We start from the raw sequence: 19,996 nt of genomic DNA on the forward strand, positions 1-19,996 counted from the left end.
CAAGTACCGATGAATTGGCGGCCGGAATGTTTTCATCGCATTCCGGCCGCCAATATCAGAGAATCATGGTGTACCGACTATCTTACGATCATTGCGTATGTGCAATAACCGTCTGGGAATTGCCGTCTACCAGATATGCACGCGCTGCTCCGGAGCGAGCCATAGCTTGTTTTCCGGCTTGACGTCAAAAGCCTGATAATACAAGTCAACGTTGCGCACGATGCCGTTTGTGCGGAATTCAGCAGGGGAGTGCGGGTCGATCTGCAGATATTGCTCGGTAAGCTCTTCGCGCTGAGCGGTGCGCCAGATGGAGGCATAGCTCAGGAAGAAGCGCTGCAGGCCGGTATAGCCATCGATTTCGGGAGCGCTCGCCAGCGAATCGGCTACCGCTTCCGGTGAACCATCGATTGTACGCCCTGCGGTCTTGTCAAGTGCGAACGCATAAGCCTTCAGGCTGATGTTGACTCCGCTCAGGTCGCCGATATTCTCGCCGATGGTCAAAGCTCCGTTGACATGTGGCGCCTGGCTCAGGTCGTCCGCATATTTCTCTTGAAGCTGGGAGGGGATGAATCCGTTGTATTGGTTGATCAAAGCTTCGGTAAGCTTCTGGAAGTTCGCCTTGTCTTCGGCGCTCCACCAGTCGTTGAGCTTGCCGTCGCCGTCGTACTGGCTGCCTTGGTCGTCAAAACCATGTCCGATTTCGTGTCCGATGACTGCGCCGATACCGCCATAGTTGGCAGCATCGTCGGCATCCGGGTTGAAGAACGGAGGCTGGAGGATGGCAGCGGGGAAGACGATGACGTTCATGGACGGCTCGTAGTAGGCGTTGACTGTCTGCGGATTCATCAGCCATTCCTCGCGGTCGACAACCTGGCCGATCTTGGAGAACTGGAATCCGGTTTCGTAGGCGGCGGCCGCGTTGAGATCTTCGATCAGGCTCATCTCAGGCCTGATATCGAGAGCGGTATAGTCGCGCCAGTGATTGGTGTATCCGATCATCGGGGTGAATTTAGAGAGCTTTTCAAGAGCCTTCGCCTTGGTCTCTTCTCCCAGCCAATCACTGCCGGAAATGGAGACTCGATAGGCTTCGATGATGTTGGAGACCAGCTGTTCCATGCGCTCTTTCGAGCTTTCTGGGAAGTGGAGCTTGACATATTCGCGGCCGACTTCCTCGCCGCTGATGCCATTGACCAGAGAGACACCACGCTTCCAGCGGTCACGCTGTTGCTTGGCGCCAGAAAGTACTTTGCCATAGAAATCGAACTGGGTTTTGTCGAAATCGCTGCTCAATGTGCTTGCAGAGCCGCTGATCATTGTCACACGTGCCCAAAGTTTGAGATCGTCGAGGTCGCTCTCATCCCAGAATCGGTCGAAGCCGGAAAGGAAGCTCGGTTCGTGCACGATGGTGCGGGTGAAGGCGGCTGCGAGGTTAAGCGGCTGCGCTTTCGCGGCGGGCAACGCATTGTATGCGGACTGCCACGCCTCAAGCCATGAAGCAATGTCGAAATGGGAGAGCGTCGAACGCAGGTCATCAAAATTGGTAGGGTTATAGGTCTTTTGTGAATCCCTGGTGGCCACATTGTCCCAATGGTTGGAAGCTATCCTGGTCTCGATTTCAAGGAAGTGTTTGGCTTCTTCCTCGGCCTTTGTGCTGTCGCCATAGCCAGCCAACATCAAAAAAGCTTGGTGACCATGTGTACGTATTGTTCGCGAATTGGCGCGTAATGATCGTCACGATAGTAAGCCTCGTCGGGCAGGCCGATGCCACCTTGCTCGATATGGAGAATGTTGTGCTTCGGGTCACCAGGGTCGCCATAGACCCCACAGTCGAAGAAATCGGGTCCGCCGAGTGTACTCAGCTCGCCAAGAACCTTCGTCAGCTCAGCCTTGTCTGTGGCATTGTCGATGCGGCTGAGCGCATCCTTGATAGGGCTGATGCCTGCTCTTTCGATGGCGTCGGTGTCGAGGAATGCGCGATAGAGGCTTTGCGATTTGTGTGCCGGGCAGTTCTCGTCTTCGAGAATGTCTCGAATCTGGCTTTCCGAGTCTTCGGCGAGCTTGTCGAAAGCGCCATAACGGGAGCGGTCATCAGGCAGCTCGTAGGTGTCGATCCACGGTCCGTTGGCGAATCGGAAGAGGTCGTCGCCGGGGCTGATGATGCTGGAGAAAGAGGTCGTATCAAGGCCTGAAATTAAAGGTGTAGACATGGCTCCACTGTATCGGCGTTCGCTGACAAGAAGTCGTATTAAATAGGAAGAAAAACGAGGGCAAACAAATCGATTTGATCTAATTTCTGCAGCCGGTTTACTCATCGTTCGGTGAGCGTTCAGGAATAGCTTCCGCCCTATAACTGTTGAAGATGATGATAGGTCAAATAAGCCATCATCATAGAGTTGTGTGATGATTGGAAATCGGCAAGGAGTCGATATGTCAGATGCCAATGTGAACGGTAATGATCCGAATGCCACTGAGGGCAACGGGAACAATCAGGGACAGGTGAATGGAGAATCGTCTGGGCAGCCGGAGTATGGCGCATATGCTCCCAATGGCATGAACGGCAATCAAAGCCAGACCGGCGACGCTTATACGCAAAGTGGAAGCCAGAACAGCCAGGATTATGGCCAATATGCTGGCAATCAAGGTGGTTCAAATGCCAATCCTTACCAGTACAACGGTCAGAGCCAACAGAATCAGAACCAGTCTCCGTACAACGGTTATGGGCCCAACGGGTATGGCCCTTATGCCACCGATCCAAATCAATATCAGCAACAGCAATATCAATACCAGAACGGCAATCCCTACGGAAATGGCAACGCATACAATAATGCCAATGCGAATGGCCAATACCAATACGCTCAAGGCGGTCAGCAACCCAACTATGGTGGCTCCAACAATGGTTGGAAACAGCAGTCTGCGCAACCCGGCAGCAACGAGTGGTGGAGGATGAACCCGTTCAAGCTCGTTGAGGAATGGTTGCCGAGTCAGGCGAAGAAGGCCATCCGCATCGGCTATGGCGTGGTCGGAATCGTCGCTCTTTTGCTTGGTCTTGCCCTGTTGATTTGGCCTGGAAAGACGCTGGTGGTCGTCGCTGTCATCCTGGGCATCTACTTCGTGGTTTCCGGCGTCATTCGTATCATCGGTGCCATCAGCGAAAACGGATTGCCCGGAGGCTGGCGTGTGCTTGACATCTTCGTGGGCATCATCTTGGTGATTGGCGGTGTGAGCATGCTTAAGAACACAGCGATTTCCACCGCGCTGCTCACGATTCTGGTCACGCTCACCGTCGGTATCGGCTGGATTATGGAAGGTATCATGGCACTCGTCGAGACCTGGCGTCTGCCGAAGTCCGGTTGGGCCATCTTCTACGCGATTATTTCCATCCTCGCGGGCATCGTTGTGCTCTTCTCCCCATTTACTTCAGTGATTTTGCTGGTCATTTTCGCGGGCATCGCCATGGTGGTTATGGGCATTCTCGCCATTGTTCGTGCTTTCTGTTTCGGCAAGAACTGATGATCAAAGCCGAGGTTTGACGTTTTTCGGAACGGTTATCGCCGTCGATAACGTAAGAGCGGCAAAACCGTGATTCGCAATTTGCTCCGACCGGTCTGAATCGATTCAGGCCGGTCGGAGCGTTTTTATTCGCGTGAAGGCACGATTATTCAATAAGAGATCACTTTGTATCAGTTAAAGGCCAGCGAAAGATTGTTGGCCGAACGAAGTAGGGTGAAGGCATGATTGAATTGAAAACGCCAAAGGAAATCGCCTCGATGAAGGTGGCTGGCCGCTTCGTCGGCAGCATCCTGAAGGAACTGCAGGAGACCACCAAAGTCGGTACCAATTTGCTGGAGATCGATGACCTTGTGCGCCGTCGCATCGAAAGCCGAAAGGGTGCTGAATCCTGCTATGTTGACTACGCCCCTGATTTTGGCACGGGCCCGTTCAAACATTACATCTGCACCTCGGTCAATGACGCGGTGCTGCACGGGGTTCCTTATGACTACGCCCTCAAGGACGGCGACCTGCTGAGCCTCGATCTGGCCATCAGCGTCGACGGATGGTGCGGCGATTCCGCAGTGAGTTTCGTAGTTGGCAATGACCCGAATCCTGAGGACGTTGCACTGATTAAATGCACGGAAGAGGCGCTCGCGGCTGGCATCGCGGCAGCACAATCCGGCAATCGGCTCGGCGACGTTTCTGCAGCTGTCGGCGATGTGGCTCACGAGCACGGCTACACCGTCAACATGGAGTTCGGCGGTCACGGTATCGGCCATGTGATGCACGGCGATCCGTTCGTGCCCAACGACGGCAAGGCACACCATGGCTTCAAGCTGCGTCCGGGCCTCACCATTGCCATCGAGCCGTGGTTCATGAAGAGCACCGACGAGATCTATCAGGATGCGAAGGACGGTTGGACGTTGCGCAGCTCCGATGGCTCCAATGGCGCTCATAGCGAGCACACCATCGCAATTACCGACAACGGCCCGGAGATTCTTACGGTTCGCGAGTAGTAATTCGTAAGTGATCTTAGACTTCGATTGTGGCATCTGCTTTATTAAGGCAGATGCCACTTGTCGTATGTGAGGCGGCTATCTTACGGAATCGCATGGTGTCTTGTTATCCGTTGCTGGAAGTAAATTCTGAATTTCGCGGTAACGGGTTCGTGCTGATGCGGAATTGTCGCCCATGATTGCCGTATATTCTCGCGTTGCCGTATATAAGGGAGCAGATGATCAAATATATTGCAAACCCGCAAAGTGTGCGGGATGTGGACAGCGATTGCTTCAGTTTACATTCATGCAATAAGGTGTGTTCAATCCTCAATTGATTGTGGTCATACTTGTAATTCTGCCTGTTTATGCAGGGCAATGAGGAAGAGTCACAATCGGAGCCGTGAAGAAAGGCGGAAGCCATGGTGAAGGCAAAACTCAATGTGGACGCGAACAAATTCGATCTGCCCGTTGTCAAGGCCACGGAAGGAGCCGACGGCATCGTGGTTTCCAGCCTCAGGAACGATGGTTTTGTCACTCTTGATCCTGGTTTTCTGACCACTGCACAGTGCGAATCTAAAATCACCTTCATCGACGGACAGAACTCGATTCTGCGCTATCGTGGCTATCCGATCGAGCAATTGTGCGAGCAATCCGATTTCCTTGAGGTGGCATGGCTTTTGCAGCACGGTGAACTGCCAACAAAAGCGGAGTATGAGCAATTTTGCATGGATCTGAACCATCGCACAATGGTGGGCGAGGACTTCCGCAGTTTCATGGCCTCGTTCCCGCGCACCGCCCAGCCCATGAGCGTGCTGGCTTCTGCGATTAATGCGCTTGCCGCCTTCTATCCCGATACCACCGATATCAGCGATCCCGACCAACTGGACGAATCGGCGCGCATCATCATGGCCAAGGCCCGCACCATTGTCAGCTACATCTATCGCCGCCGTCGCGATGAGCCGATGCTCTACCCGGATATCGCCCGCGGCTACGTCGATGATTTCCTCCGCATGTGCTTTGCTGTGCCTTATGAGCCTTACGAATCTGATGATCTTTCTGTTCATGCACTGGGACGATTGCTGATTATCCACGCCGATCACGAGCAAAACTGCTCAACCTCGGTGGTACGTATTGCTGGCAGCGCCCACGCCAATCTGTATTCTGCAGTGGCTGCAGGCGTCAACGCGCTTTCCGGACCACTGCATGGCGGTGCCAACGAAGCGGTGATGAAGCAGCTTGAGATTATCCGTGATTCGGGTGAAAGTGTCAGCCAGTTTGTCGAGAACTCGAAGAAGAACGGCACCCGTATTTCTGGTTTGGGCCATCGTGTTTACAAGTGCTATGACCCGCGGGCCGTTGTCGCCAAACATTATCTCGAGCAGCTCATGGCGCGAGGAGATGTCGACAGTCACCTTCCTGCTGATGAACGTGCGCTTTTTGACATCGCCACGGAACTTGAGGATATCGCCACGCACGACGATTATTTCGTCTCACGTCATCTCTATCCGAACGTCGATTTCTATACGGGTTTGCTGTATCGGATCATCGGTTTCGATGCCTCGATGTTTACGCTGCTTTTTGCCCTTGGACGCATTCCCGGCTGGATTGCGCAGTACCGCGAGATGCTCGCCGACCCAGAAACCAAAATCGGTCGTCCACGTCAAATCTACATTGGCGAGACTGAGCGTGACTATGTGCCGATGGATCAGCGCTAGGTTCCAAAACACAAGTCGGGAATAGGTTTTGAGATTGGCCATTTCTGGCGTTGATGAAAACCTATTCCCGACCTGTATAGAACGATGTCAGTTCTTGTGCAGCTTCTCGTTCAGCGCGATGCCAACCTTGCGGTAGCGTGCTTCGATGGCGCCGGTTACGGAATTGCGAATGAAGAGGATGTTGTCCTTGCCCGAAAGATCGGAACCCTTGACGACTTCCAGCGGTTCACCGGCGGTGATCTTGGCCTTGTCGTGGATGGTGATCTTCGTGCCGGCGGTGACGTAAAGGCCCGCTTCCACCACGCAGTTGTCACCCAGCGAAATGCCGATGCCGGCGTTGGCGCCGAGCAGGCTGTGCTCGCCGATGGAGTTGCGCAGCTTGCCGCCGCCCGAAAGTGTGCCCATAATCGACGAGCCGCCGCCGACGTCCGAGCCGTTGCCGACCACAACGCCCTGGGAAACCCGGCCCTCGATCATGCAGGTGCCGAGCGTGCCGGCGTTGAAGTTGACGAAACCGGCGTGCATCACTGTCGTGCCAGCGGCCAGATGGGCTCCGAGACGGACGCGGTCTGCGTCGCCGATGCGGACGCCTTCGGGAACGACATAGTCGATCATGCGCGGGAACTTGTCGACTCCGAGTACGTTGACATCGACGTGAGGGGCGGGCATGCCGTTTGCGGCGACGCCGGACTGCGCCACCGCGTTCATCACATCCATCTTGCGCAACGTAAAGTTCTCGGCGGCGAACGGTCCGTAGTTGGTCCAGACCACATTGGCCAACTTGGCAAAGATGCCGTCGAGATTGATGGTATTCGGCTCGACCATGCACATGCTCAGCAAATGAAGACGCAAGTAAGCGTCGGCGGCATCGGTGATGGGGAAGTCGAGAGCGGAGACGGTGAACACCGGAACGCGACGTACGCCGCGTGCGTCAGCTTCGTTATGCGCCAAAGCGCCGAACCCATGCTGTGGCCGCGATGCTTCGTCGGGAGCTGTTCCCATTTCCAGCTTTGGATACCATACATCCAGTGTGTTGCCTGCCTCGTCAATCGAGGCCAGACCCCAGCCCCAAGCTGTCCGTTCGTCGCTCATCCCTGCTCCTTTTCGTCTTACCAATTGGAATGAATATGCCTCTAATCTAGCGCATGTCGGCACATTTGTCTCGATAAGACCCATGATTTGACGGCTGGATGGATGAATCGGGTTGGGCTGTGGCAATGAGGCATGCTATGGCCATTCGTAAAGGCTCGCCATGATTCCCATGGCAGCAGGTGCAAGAATACGAATGCTAAATCCTGCAGGCTCGATACAATGAAATTTTGTGAGTGATTACAGGAACGAACGTGAACGCCGTGAGGGCCGTCGCCGCAATATTGTGCGGGCGATTTGCATCGTCGTGGCTGCAGCCATGCTGCTCGCGCTGGTGATTCCTGCAATCTATGCGGGTCTTTGACGACCTTGCATTGAACATAATGGCAAAATCAGGTATGAAACGACTGGTGTAGGGCGCCGAATCGTCGAAAATAATGACGTGTGCGTCAACTAACGGTTAAATCGTGGCAATAGTGAGCTTAGAGCCTGATTACCGATGATTGAGCCGTCATGTAAATGATCAGAGAATTTCCAGCGAGCGATTATAAGGTAGGCAGCAATGGCAGAATTTGATTTTTCCCAAGCGCTGGGTGAAGCGCGTACCAAATACGAGACGATCGAAAAAGCATTGGACGTCGAGCGTCTGAAGTCGGAGATCGACGAATTGGAGAAAGAGGCATCGGCGCCGAATCTCTGGGATGACGTCGAGAACGCGCAGAAGGTGACTAGCCGGCTTTCCAACAAGCAGGGTCTGGTCAAAAAACTCGATTCGCTTTCAACCCGTCTCGATGACATCGAAACGCTCTACGAACTGGGCCAGGAAGAGAACGACGTCGACTCGATGAAAGAGGCACAGAACGAGGTTGACGCCCTGCAGAAAGACCTCGACGAAATGGAGATTCAGACGCTGCTCGACGGCGAATACGACGAGCGCAGCGCCGTGGTAACCATTCGAAGCGGCGCCGGTGGCGTGGATGCCGCCGATTTCGCCCAAATGCTCTTGCGTATGTACATGCGTTGGGCTGAGCGCAATGGCTACAAGGCCAAGGTGATGGACACTTCCTATGCCGAAGAGGCTGGCATCAAGTCGGCCACATTCCAGGTCGATGCGCCCTACGCATATGGCCGTCTTTCCGTCGAAGGCGGCACTCACCGTTTAGTCCGCATTTCACCGTTTGACAATCAAGGCCGCCGCCAGACCAGCTTCGCCGCGGTCGAGGTGGTGCCGTTGGTCGAGGAGACCGATCACATCGACATTCCCGATTCCGATATCCGCGTGGATACCTACTGCTCGTCCGGCCCCGGCGGACAGGGCGTCAACACCACGTATTCCGCGGTGCGCATCACCCATTTGCCGACCAATATCGTGGTGACCATGCAGGACGAACGCAGCCAGATACAGAATCGTGCCGCTGCCATGGCCGTCCTCCAGTCCCGCCTTCTGGTGCTTCGTCACGAAGAGGAAGCCAAGAAGAAAAAGGAACTGGCAGGCGATATCAAGGCCAGCTGGGGTGACCAGATGCGTTCGTACGTGTTGCATCCCTATCAGATGGTCAAGGATTTGCGCACCGGCTACGAGACCAGCCAGACACAGGCCGTTTTCGATGGTGACATCAACGGGTTCATTGACGCGGGCATCCGCTGGCGTCACGAACAGCGTCGTCAGGCGGCTCTGGAAGCCGAACAGGACGAAAACGGTAATAAAAAGTAAAGACTTTTAGCGACTTCGGCAAAATCGGGGCGTTCTGCGATGCTGATGTCTCTAGACTTGGACGCAGTGGCAAACAGTAAGGAAACGGCATCATGGCGTTGATCACATTGGACAAGGTCTCCAAGATCTATCCGAAGGGCACACGGCCGGCCCTCGACCATATCAACCTTGACATCGAGCGCGGTGATTTCGTGTTCCTCGTAGGTGCGTCCGGTTCCGGCAAAACCACGTTGCTGAGCCTGCTGTTGCGTGAGGAAGAGGCGACGGACGGCGAGATTCGCGTGGCCGGCAACGACCTGCGCCGTCTCACCTCCCGCCAGATTCCGCAGTATCGTCGCTCCATCGGTTTTATCTTCCAGGATTACAAACTGCTGAACAACAAAACCGTTTGGCAGAACGTCGCCTTTGCGCTCGAAGTCATCGGCACCCGCCGTTCGACCATAAAGTCGCTGGTGCCGAAAGTCCTTGAGACAGTAGGGCTCACCGGCAAGGAAAAGAACTACCCGCACGAGCTTTCCGGCGGCGAGGCCCAGCGTGTGGCCATTGCCCGCGCTTACGTCAACCATCCGCAGATTCTCCTGGCTGATGAGCCCACCGGCAACCTTGACCCAACCACTTCACTGGGCATCATGGAAGTCTTGGACGCCATCAACCGCACCGGCACCACCATCGTCATGGCGACCCACAACGAGGAAATCGTCAATTCCATGCGCAAGCGCGTCGTCGAACTACATGCCGGCAAGATCGTGCGTGACGAGGCCAAGGGCAGCTACGATTCGGCTCGTTACTTCCCGGACGCTGAAGTTGAATCGAAGGCGAAGCGGGTTATTGACCCGACTGCCAGCAAATTCAAGAAGCCACAGCATGCCACCAAGTCAATCGATAGCACGTCTGCAAACGTATCCGGCGATGGCCCTGTCAGCGACCGTTCCATTGTCGCCACGCAGGCCATGGATGCCGTCGCCGACGCTGTAGCCAATGGTACCGGTGAGAACGAGGGCATCGCGCGTCTGGCCAATGCCATGCATTCCGGGCGTACGGGAAGATACGGCGAAGCGTTCCAACCGGCGGAGACCACGATGACGTGGGGCAAAGGTCTGACACGCGAAGAGGTCACCAGTGCTCACGATTTGACACCCGGCTTGAAGTCAACATCGAAATCAAAATCTAAGCAGCAGCAAGACACGAAGCAGCAGGGCGTGAAATCGCAGGATGGCAAGACATCTTCAGCTGCGGTTTCAAAGCCGAAGGCGGATTCGAAGACCTCGGCGCCCGCTATTCCTGCGCCGCCGATACCACCTGCAAAATCATCATCGAAATCAACAAACGGCAAGGCGGTCCGAAATAATAAGGACGACCAAGCCCAGGCTAAAGACAAGCGTAGTACACAAGATGTGCACGACCTTAAGGGCGGCAGCGCCATGGGGGAGCAGAAATGAGAGCACGGTTTATCCTTTCTGAAACATGGACGAGTCTGAGGCAGAATGTTTCGATGATTCTTTCCGTGTTGTTGGTCACGTTCATCTCCTTCCTCTTCATCGGTACTTCCGGACTGATGCAAGCGCAGATTACCAAGGCCAAGGGAGACTGGTACAAGGAAGTCGAAGTCGTGGTCTGGCTTTGCCCCGACGGCACCAGCCAGGTCGCCAATTGCTCGGCCGGCAAGGCTCCCACCCAGCAGGAGATTATCCAGCTGCAGGACAAGATTCACGACGAGCTCGGCAACGTGGTCTCGAAGATCACCTACGAAAGCCGTGAGGACTTCTACAAGAACACCTTCCTCAAGCAATACCCCAATGGCATCTATCAGGGACGAACCCTGACCGCTGCCGATATGCAGGATTCGCTGAGGCTCAAGCTCAAAGACCCCACCAAATATCAGGAGGTCTCCGAAACCCTTTCGGGAAGACAAGGGGTTGAGGAAGTGCTTGACCAACGCCAGATTTTCGATCCCGTCTTTGCCGTGCTCAACAAAGGCACCGTGGTCACCTTGGTTCTGGCGGCAGTGATGGTCGTGGTGGCTGTTCTGCTGACGGCAATCACCATACGTATGAGTGCAGCAAGCAGAAAAAACGAGACCGAAATCATGCGTTTGGTCGGCGCCTCGAATTGGACGATTCGATTACCCTTCGTGCTTGAAGGGGTTTTGGCCTCGCTTCTCGGGTCTTTGTTGTCCTGCGTGGCCTTGAGTGCAATTGTCAAATTGTTCATCACCGATTGGCTCGCAAAGACGGTGGCGTGGATGCCGTTCATCAATCAGGCGACAGTGTGGCTGATGGCTCCGGCGTTGATTGTCGGTGCGATGCTGCTTTCGGCGATTGTCTCGACGATATCCCTACGGCGATATCTGCAGATCTAAGAGTCGTTTCGCTACTATCATGATGTAACGGACTCGCTATCTGTTCTGATGGCAAGAGTTTGTTACAATGACAATATTGTATTACCTGAGAAAGGTGTTGTTGTGCAGAAAGTCACTCAACGTTTGCGTGTATTTGTGGGGATGGTGTTAGCCATTGCAACGCTTCTGACTTGCGCCGTTGCGGTGTTCACCGTCAATCCGGAACAGGCTGAGGCTGCCACGTGGGGGATTATCAGCAGAAGCAGCAGGAGACCAACGATCTGCGCAGCCAGCTTGCCGGGGTCAATTCCGATTTGGCGAATAAGATCATTGAGCTCAATGATTTGACTGACAATCAGATTCCTGCGGCACAACAGGCCGCCGATGATGCGCAGGGCAACGCCACACAGGCTCAGACCGCGGCGCAGTCCGCCACGGATCGTCTCAACGCCGCCATCAAAGATAAAGACGACCTCGAAGCCAAAATCAAGCAGACCGGCATCGATTACGATGACGCGAAGGCCGGCGTCGCCCAGGTGGCGCGTGACAGCTTCCACGCAACCCAGGCCACGCAGGTTATGGATGTGGTCACCAAGTCTTCCACCACACAGGATTTCGTTGATAAGATGCAGTCCCAAGCGGCTGTCAAGCGCAGCGAGGCCAATGCGGCGGATGAGGATGCTAATACCCTGAACTCCTCCATGAACCGCAAACAGCGTCTTGACGCCATCGAGGATCAGATTTCCAAACTCAAGGTTCAGGCCGACAACGATGCGGCCACAGCCCAGCAGGCGGCTCAGACTGCGCAGACCAAGCAAAGCAACCTGCAGGCACTGCTCAGCCAAGGCATGAGCCAGCGCGATTATCTGCAAAGCCAGTCGAGCCAGCTGACCACGGATTCCGCAAGGGCGGCGGCGCAGATGGTCTCGTTGAAGGCGCAGATTGATGCGCAATCCCAATCGGCGCTGAATTCCTATAACAATAACTACAACGCTCATTCCAGTGGTCAGACTTGGAGCAAGCCTTCGGGCGGTTCCTCAAGTTCTTCTGGCAGCAACAGCGGCGGCTCTCGCCCCTCATATACGCCGGTCCCTGCTCCATCACGGCCTTCCAGTGGTGGTGGCTGGAGTGGCGGCAATGCTCCGTATCCGCCGCGTCAGTGCACGCTTTGGGCATGGATTCGACGCAACCAGTTCGGTAAGCCGGTAACCGGCAGTATGGGCAACGGTGGGCAGTGGGCCGCGACTGCCCGCAGCATGGGCTGGGCCGTTGACAATTCACCGCGTGTGGGTGACGCCATGGTCTTCACTCCTGGGTCGATTATCACCGGTTCCATGGGGTATCGTCCTGTCAGCGCGGCTTACGGCCACGTCGCCATCGTGGAACGTGTGAACGGCGACGGATCCGTGTTCATCTCAGAAGGTGGCACCGGCTTCGCGACGTTCCCTGCATACGAGACGGTATATGGTGCGAGCAAATACCAGTTCGTCCACTGATCGACGGTGAACCGATGGATGGTAGCAAATAATTCGCCATTTATTTACCAGCACGACCAAGCGCGCTGCCCTTTCGGGTGGCGCGCTTGTGCTATGGTCGGGGCAGGTTAAATGTCGGAGAAATGAAGGTAAAGGAGGAGGCGTATGGTGAAAGAACAGGGTACACAGCTTATTGCACAGAACCGTAAGGCGCGGCATAACTACACCATCGAAGACCACTACGAGGCGGGTTTGGTGCTTACTGGAACAGAAGTCAAGTCCTTACGCGAAGGCCGCGCTTCGCTGGCTGAATCGTTCGTCTCCATCGACCGCAATGGTGAGATGTGGTTGGAAGGTGCGAACATTCCTGAATATCTCAACGGTACATGGAACAACCATGCCCCCAAGCGCAAGCGCAAGCTGCTGCTGCACGCCTCGCAGATTGCCAAGCTCAGCCGACAGACCGAAGCCAAGGGCTATACGATTGTTCCTCTCAGCCTTTATTTCAAGGACGGACGGGTGAAAGCGGAGATTGCCTTGGCTCGAGGCAAGAAGGAATACGACAAGCGTCAGTCCCTGCGTGAGGCCGAGGATAAGCGTGAGGCTCTGCGCGCGATGCGTTATAAGAACAAGTTGGTGCGCTGAAGCTATCTCGGGCTGTATGCTTGTCATTCGTTGGGGAACAGGGCTATAGCCGTCTAAAGGTGTTTGGCTTGCATGATAACAGGTTAGAAACCCCTCTTCGTGAATCCGAATGTTTGAATGCGTTATTTTCAGCAGTCCCCGCGCATTTATGGTGGTAAAGACCTATTTGGCTGGGATATTTGCGTTGTTTCCAGCACGAAAACTGTGGGGATTACTGGAAACGACCTATATTGTTGGTTTCCTGTGCCGTAGGGATACTGCAGATTTGTATTGTGTCCACTTAGTGAGATGGTATTTTTGCATAAATACATAGGTAAGTATATTATGCAGTTATACAAAGAAGGCGGAACGTCCGAATCCGCCCCGGAGAGGATGCAAGATGTCGTTCAAAGTTTCTAAAGCAGTTAAAAGTCTGTTGGTAGGCGTGTGTGCCGCAGCGATGGTGGCCAGCGTGGCCGCTTGCGGTACCACCGACGAAAGCGACGATAGCACGTCGTCCAAGAGCAGTGCCCCTGTTACCAACTCCGTGAAGAAGGACGACAAGATCGCTGCGATGCTGCCGGATTCCATCACGAAGGACGGAAAGTTCACCGTTGGTGTCTCGGCGGATTATGCACCTGCTGAATTCCTTGACAAGGATGGCAAGACTCCGATTGGCTATGATATGGATATCGCCAAGTCAATGGCTGCCATTTTCGGTTTGAAGTTCGCCCCGACTTCCGCCGAATTCGATTCCATCATGCCGGGCATTGGCTCGAAATACGACGTCGGCGTTTCTGGTTTCACCATGGATCCCAACCGTAAGGATGCCGGAGAATTTGTTTCCTTCCTCAACGTCGGTGCCTCCTTTGTCGTGCAGAAGGGCAACCCCAAGAAGCTTTCCGTTGATAATCTGTGTGGGCACAGCGTGGCCGTGCAGACCGGCACCGTCCATGAGACCACGGTGAAGAACCTCAGCCAGCAGTGCACCGCCGCCGGCAAGAAGGCCATCGACATCCAGTCGATGAAGGAGCAGACCGTCGTGGCGACCAACGTAGCTACCGGCAAGGCCGATGCGTTCTGTGCTGACTCGCCTGTTTCCGGCTATGCTGTCAAGCAGGATGGTGACAAGCTTGAGCTGCTGGGCAAGGCCTTCAATATGACTCCTGAAGCCGTGGTGGTCCAGAAGAACGACATGCAGACCGCAAAGGCCGTGCAGGCCGCGCTGCAAAAGCTCATGGATGATGGCACGTATATGAAGATTCTCAAGTTCTGGGGTGACGAGTCTGGCGCCATCAAACAAGCCAAGATCAACGACTATAGCGACGTTAAGTAATCAAGTAAATCGTTGATGTTGTGAGTGGGAGGCCCGGTCGATGCCTGCAGGTGTTGGCCGGGCTTTCTCGATATCGAGACGAGTGTCGGTATCGCGGGAATTATTGCTATCGTGGTGTTGCAAGCTCTGTCGTTGTTGCAAACACCGTGTAGGGTGGCTGCGCGCTAGCGAAGTGTTCGGGCGAGGGGTATTGATTTGTCCCGATGTTCTTGAATATGAGATAACAGCACAATTATGCGCAGCTTCGTATAATATACAAGTAGGTTTATGGGTGTTTTGTTTTGTCGAAGCACCAGATGGATTGTAAGCGTCAGTAAGAGGAAAGGTGCATCATGGCACACAAAAGTCAATCGGATGGGCTTGATATTCCCAATAGGATTCATGCAAGGCCGGTGCATCGCCCCGGTTCGTTGGTTGCCGGCGTCATCGTAGCGTTTCTTGTGGTGATGCTTGCCTGCGGCATGGTGACCAACAAGCAATTCGATTGGCCTACTGTTTGGAAGTACCTGTTCAATGAGCATGTGCTCGACGGCATCGGTTGGACGCTCATCCTCACAGTGACCTCCATGCTCATCGCCATTGTTCTGGCCGTGCTGCTGGCGGTGATGCGCAAGTCCGTCAATCCGGTGCTTCGTGGCGTCAGCTGGTTCTGGATCTGGTTCTTCCGTGGTACGCCTGTGTATACGCAGCTCGTGTTCTGGGGCCTGTTCACCGTGCTGATTCCCACGTTCTCGTTGGGCATTCCGTTCACCAAGATTAATTTCTGGCAAATGGACACTGCTGGGCTTAACCAACTGATTCAGCCTGGTTTCCTTGCTGCGATGATTGGCCTTGCGTTGAACGAATCAGCCTATTTGGCCGAGATTGTCCGTGCCGGACTCGAAGCTGTGGATCCGGGGGCAAAGCGAGGCTGCCGAGGCTCTGGGCATGCCACGTACGATGATCATGCGCCGTGTGATTCTGCCGCAGGCCATGCGCATCATCGTGCCGCCTACGGGCAACGAGGTCATCAGTATGCTCAAGACCACTTCACTGGTCTCTGCGGTGCCGTTCAGCCTCGAGATTCAGTTTGCCACGAATGCCATCGCCAACCGCATCTACAAGCCGATTCCGCTGCTCATGGTGGCCTGCTTCTGGTATCTGGTGATTACCTCTATCCTTATGGTCGGGCAGGCTTGGCTTGAGCGTTACTTCGGCAAGGGATTCAACGAAGGCTCCAATGGCCCGTCTGCTGACAAGGACGACGGGAAAAACGAAAAGCCAGCTGCGAAAGCGGCTGCTGCCGGTGACGAGATGGCCTTTCTTGGATTGAACGCGTGAGGGGAGCGGAACACATGAATAACGACGATATGACAATGAATGAATCGGCAAACGCACAAGCTGCCGCCAGCGACATGCAAACCGCTCTGGAACGTGGTACGGTGCCTGCCGTCAAGGCGACGCAGGTGCATAAGGCCTTCGGCAGCCTGCACGTGCTCAAGGGCATCGATATGACCGTAATGCCGGGGACGGTGACGGTAATTCTGGGTCCTTCTGGATCCGGCAAATCCACGTTCCTGCGCCTGATTAATCAGCTTGAGACCCTGACCGGCGGCAGCATCGAGGTCGACGGCGAACTCATCGGCTATAAGCATGTCAACCACGACGGCAAGGACGAACTGCAGACCTTGAATGACAAGGAAATCGCCCTGCAACGAGAGAAACTGGGGATGGTGTTCCAGCGCTTCAACCTCTTCCCTCACCGTACCGTGCTCGAAAACGTGATGGAGGCGCCGGTACATGTCGCCAAGGTGCCAAAGAAAAAGGCTCGTGAAGAGGCCATGCACGAGCTTGAGCGTGTCGGCATGGCCGACCGTGCCGATTACTATCCGATGCAGCTTTCTGGCGGGCAGCAGCAGCGCGTCGCCATCGCTCGAGCCCTGGCCATGAAGCCTAAGATCATGCTATTCGACGAGCCGACCTCTGCGCTCGACCCGGAACTCGTGGGTGAGGTGCTTAGTGTAATGCGTTCGTTGGCCGACGCAGGTATGACGATGATTGTGGTGACCCATGAAATCGGTTTTGCTCGAGAAGTGGCCGACCAGATTGTCTTCATGGACGGCGGGGTAGTGGTAGAGAGCGGCGGTCCCGAAATCATTGACGACCCTCAAGAGCCTCGTTTCAAAGACTTCCTCAGCCACGTGCTTTAGGGCATGAGCCCGTCAGCTTTTGCTGGCTGACATCTTCGTTTGACCATTCCATGATTACCCTGATTCAGTTTTAGGCATATCGGCAGATAGTGAAACTTTCGCGGTGGTGGTGTTGCGTTTCAGCGTCATCACGTAGACTGAATTGCTATGTGTGGAATTGTTGGATTTGCAGGAAACAAGACAGCTTGCGGGAAACCACTTGAAGTGTGCATGCAAGGGCTTGAACGTCTCGAATACCGCGGCTATGATTCGGCCGGTGTGGCACTGGCCGCTCCGGGAATGGAGCGTGCCGCGGTACGCAAGAAATCCGGCCGTCTAGCCAATCTTGACGCCGATATCAAGCGCAGTCCCATGCCCGAGGCGACCGTAGGCATCGGTCACACCCGATGGGCCACCAATGGCGAGCCGAGTGATGTCAATGCTCACCCGCACACCAGCCAGGACGGCAAGATCGCCATCATCCATAACGGCATCATCGAAAACGCCGAGAAACTGCGGGTTGATCTGCAGAGCGAAGGCTATACCTTCGTTTCGGCCACCGATACCGAAGTGGCAGCGAAGTTGCTGGGCAAGATTGCCAACACTATCATCGAGAAAACCGGTAAGCCTGACCTATTCGAAGCGTTGCGGCGTATGGCACGCATACTTTCCGGAGCCTTCACCATACTTGCAGTCGACGTCCGCCAGCCCGATATTGTCGTCGGTGCACGTCACGACTCCCCGCTCGTCGTAGGTCTCGGGGACGGCGAGAATTTCCTGGGTTCCGATGTGGCCGCATTTGTGGCTTATACGAAAGAAGCCATGGAACTGGACCAGGACCAGGCGGTCTGCATTTCCGGCGATACGGTGGCGGTCACCGATTTCGACGGCAATCCCGTCACCGACTCCAAACGATTCACCGTCGATTGGGACGCCAGCGCCTCGGAAAAGGGCGGCTGGGACTCGTTCATGGACAAGGAGATCCACGAGGATCCAGCGGCGGTGCGTAACACGTTGCTTGGCCGTTTCAATGAGGCTGGAGAAATCAAGCTCGACGAGCTCCATATCGATCCCGAAGCGTTCAAGCAGATTGACAAGATCATTGTCGTGGCTTGTGGAACGGCCAGTTATGCCGGCATGGTCGCCAAATACGCCATCGAGCATTGGGTGCGCATCCCCGTCGAAGTCGAGTTGGCGCATGAATTCCGCTACCGCGACCCGATTCTGACACCGCGGACGTTGGTGGTCGCCATCTCGCAGTCCGGTGAGACCATGGATACGCTGATGGCCTTGCGTCACGCCCGTGAACAAGGTTCCCGTGTGCTCGCCATCTGCAACACGCAAGGCTCCACGATTCCGCGCGAATCCGATGCCGTGCTCTATACGCATGCCGGCCCTGAAATTGCTGTGGCCTCCACCAAGGCATTCGTTGCCCAGATTGTCGCCGCTTATCTGCTCGGCCTCTATTTCGCGCAGGTCAAGAACACGCTCTACCGTGACGAGATTCATCAGATTCTGGACCAGCTCAAGGCCATGCCCGAAAAGATCCAATGGGTGCTCGACCACGAGGCCGGAGACGTCAACGACGCGGCGAAGCAACTGCTCAATGCCAAATCGTTCCTTTTTCTTGGCCGTCATGTCGGCTATCCGGTGGCGATGGAAGGCGCACTGAAACTCAAGGAGATCGCCTACACCTTCACCGAAGGGTTTGCCGCCGGCGAGCTTAAGCACGGACCCATTGCGCTGGTCGAGCCGGGGGAACCCGTTGTGGTCATCGTCCCGTCCTCACGCGGTAGAAACGTCCTGCACAACAAGGTCATCTCCGCCATTGAAGAGGTCAAGGCGCGTGGCGCGTTCACCATCGCCGTGGCCGAAGTAGGTGATCCGGATGCCGAAAAGTACGCGGACATCGTCTTCTGGCGGCCCGAGTGCCCGACGCTCCTGAGCCCGCTGGTCGATGTGGTACCGCTGCAGCTTTTCGCGCTGGATGTCGCCAAGCTCAAGGGCTACGACGTCGACAAGCCACGCAATCTCGCCAAGTCCGTGACGGTTGAGTAACCCATTTTGCAATCAAGGCATCGCTTCGTTCTCGATGAGCCGGAAGTGCCGTTTGAGCTGACGATTCTCTACAAGGATGAAAACATCATCGTCGTGGACAAGCCGCATTTTCTGGCGACCACACCTCGAGGGATGTGGTATCGGCAAACGGCGCTGATTAGGTTGCGAGAACGATTTGAAGAGTCGCAGATCACTCCTGCTCACAGGCTTGATCGTCTTACCGCCGGGGTGGTGCTCTTTGTGCGCAATCCCGCGTTACGTCGTGACTATCAGATGCTGTTTCAAGAGCATCGGGTTATGAAGACTTACGAATGTCTCGCACCGTCGAAGCCAGTTATCAGGCCGAAAACCGGTACTGTCGAACGACTGGACCCTCCGGCGGTGTTCCCGTTGAAGCGACGTTCGCATATTGTCAAGGATCGCGGTCGACTGCAAGCTTATGAGATTCCGGGCGTGGTCAACGCCGAGACCGTCATCGAGCTTGCAGATACCATTGGGAATGATGGTGCAGACGCCTTATCTAGCAGTGGCGGCAATGATGTTTGCAACGATTCTAGGCACCAACATTTGTCTAAGCGCGGAACGGTGAGTCATAGCGGTGTCGGTTTGGTGGGTCCTTACCGCCGGTATGTTCTGCATCCGCGTACTGGCAAAACGCATCAGTTACGGGTCCACATGAATTCATTGGGCTTGCCGATCAAAGGCGATGACCTCTATCCGAACGTCATCGAGCCTAATTATTCGGATTTTTCGCATCCTCTTCAGCTGGTGGCTCGTTCACTGAGCTTCATCGATCCGGTCAGTCAAGAGCCGTGTATGTTCGTCTCGCGGGTGCCGCTCGTCTGAAGTTATCTGCAGACGAGAATTTGGAATGATGGGCATGGACGAAGGAAGATGAACGATAAAGGACCTTCGCTGGACAATGAGTTGTTTCCGGCGGTTTCGGCCATGGCGTAGTCTCGTTGTTGAACACGATAGAACGACGGGGA

At 55.1% G+C, this 19,996-nt stretch carries 14 protein-coding genes and 2 pseudogenes; 14 read left to right on the plus strand and 2 right to left on the minus strand.

The genetic code is table 11. The annotated features are described in order from the left end of the window. Window positions 1-126: 126 nt before the first annotated feature. Window positions 127-2,207: pseudogene (locus OZX57_RS03050) on the minus strand (M13-type metalloendopeptidase). 220 nt (window positions 2,208-2,427) lie between these two features. Here OZX57_RS03050 and OZX57_RS03055 point away from each other — a divergent pair. From OZX57_RS03055 to OZX57_RS03065, 3 genes are all read left to right on the plus strand, one after another. Next, on the plus strand, window positions 2,428-3,510 hold the full coding sequence (locus tag OZX57_RS03055; protein ID WP_277162663.1) for an HdeD family acid-resistance protein: 1,083 nt from the start codon (window positions 2,428-2,430) through the stop codon (window positions 3,508-3,510). Between the two features lie 221 nt (window positions 3,511-3,731). Then, on the plus strand, window positions 3,732-4,508 hold the full coding sequence (gene map / locus OZX57_RS03060) for a type I methionyl aminopeptidase (protein WP_277162664.1): 777 nt from the start codon (window positions 3,732-3,734) through the stop codon (window positions 4,506-4,508). A 401-nt stretch (window positions 4,509-4,909) separates the two neighbouring features. After that, window positions 4,910-6,205 (plus strand): citrate synthase, encoded by a 1,296-nt coding sequence (locus OZX57_RS03065; protein ID WP_277162665.1) that lies wholly within the window; start codon window positions 4,910-4,912, stop codon window positions 6,203-6,205. Between the two features lie 87 nt (window positions 6,206-6,292). Here OZX57_RS03065 and dapD read toward each other — a convergent pair whose 3' ends face one another. Next, window positions 6,293-7,297: a 2,3,4,5-tetrahydropyridine-2,6-dicarboxylate N-succinyltransferase gene (gene dapD / locus OZX57_RS03070; protein ID WP_277162666.1), complete on the minus strand. Its 1,005-nt coding sequence runs from the start codon at window positions 7,295-7,297 to the stop codon at window positions 6,293-6,295. Between the two features lie 229 nt (window positions 7,298-7,526). Here dapD and OZX57_RS03075 point away from each other — a divergent pair, with 229 nt between their 5' ends. From OZX57_RS03075 to OZX57_RS03125, 11 genes and pseudogenes are all read left to right on the plus strand, one after another. Further along, entirely contained in the window at window positions 7,527-7,658 is a 132-nt protein-coding gene (locus OZX57_RS03075; RefSeq protein ID WP_277152651.1) for a hypothetical protein, read from the plus strand. A 198-nt stretch (window positions 7,659-7,856) separates the two neighbouring features. Further along, window positions 7,857-9,008: a peptide chain release factor 2 gene (prfB, locus tag OZX57_RS03080; protein ID WP_277162667.1), complete on the plus strand. Its 1,152-nt coding sequence runs from the start codon at window positions 7,857-7,859 to the stop codon at window positions 9,006-9,008. Window positions 9,009-9,100: 92 nt separating this feature from the next. Continuing rightward, window positions 9,101-10,447, plus strand: coding sequence for a cell division ATP-binding protein FtsE (gene ftsE, locus OZX57_RS03085; protein ID WP_277162668.1), 1,347 nt, complete (start codon window positions 9,101-9,103; stop codon window positions 10,445-10,447). Continuing rightward, complete coding sequence (ftsX, locus tag OZX57_RS03090) at window positions 10,444-11,367, plus strand: permease-like cell division protein FtsX (RefSeq protein WP_277162669.1); 924 nt, start codon at window positions 10,444-10,446, stop codon at window positions 11,365-11,367. Before ftsE ends, ftsX begins: the two co-directional genes overlap by 4 nt. Window positions 11,368-11,588: 221 nt before the next feature. Next, window positions 11,589-12,842, plus strand: coding sequence for a CHAP domain-containing protein (locus OZX57_RS03095; protein WP_277162670.1), 1,254 nt, complete (start codon window positions 11,589-11,591; stop codon window positions 12,840-12,842). A gap of 144 nt (window positions 12,843-12,986) precedes the next feature. Beyond that, window positions 12,987-13,466: an SsrA-binding protein SmpB gene (gene smpB, locus OZX57_RS03100; RefSeq protein WP_277162671.1), complete on the plus strand. Its 480-nt coding sequence runs from the start codon at window positions 12,987-12,989 to the stop codon at window positions 13,464-13,466. A gap of 379 nt (window positions 13,467-13,845) precedes the next feature. After that, on the plus strand, window positions 13,846-14,781 hold the full coding sequence (locus tag OZX57_RS03105) for an ABC transporter substrate-binding protein (RefSeq protein WP_277162672.1): 936 nt from the start codon (window positions 13,846-13,848) through the stop codon (window positions 14,779-14,781). A 332-nt stretch (window positions 14,782-15,113) separates the two neighbouring features. After that, window positions 15,114-15,990 (plus strand): annotated as a pseudogene (locus tag OZX57_RS03110) (amino acid ABC transporter permease); the annotation flags it as partial. A 185-nt stretch (window positions 15,991-16,175) separates the two neighbouring features. Then, on the plus strand, window positions 16,176-16,970 hold the full coding sequence (locus tag OZX57_RS03115) for an amino acid ABC transporter ATP-binding protein (RefSeq protein ID WP_277162916.1): 795 nt from the start codon (window positions 16,176-16,178) through the stop codon (window positions 16,968-16,970). Between the two features lie 147 nt (window positions 16,971-17,117). Continuing rightward, the gene (gene glmS / locus OZX57_RS03120) at window positions 17,118-19,007 is read left to right on the plus strand and encodes a glutamine--fructose-6-phosphate transaminase (isomerizing) (RefSeq protein ID WP_277162673.1); all 1,890 of its coding nucleotides are present in this window, start codon (window positions 17,118-17,120) and stop codon (window positions 19,005-19,007) included. 6 nt (window positions 19,008-19,013) lie between these two features. Beyond that, on the plus strand, window positions 19,014-19,853 hold the full coding sequence (locus tag OZX57_RS03125; protein WP_277162674.1) for a pseudouridine synthase: 840 nt from the start codon (window positions 19,014-19,016) through the stop codon (window positions 19,851-19,853). Window positions 19,854-19,996: the final 143 nt, after the last annotated feature.

Source organism: Bifidobacterium sp. ESL0682, from assembly GCF_029392815.1.
Taxonomy (GTDB): Bacteria; Actinomycetota; Actinomycetes; order Actinomycetales; family Bifidobacteriaceae; genus Bifidobacterium.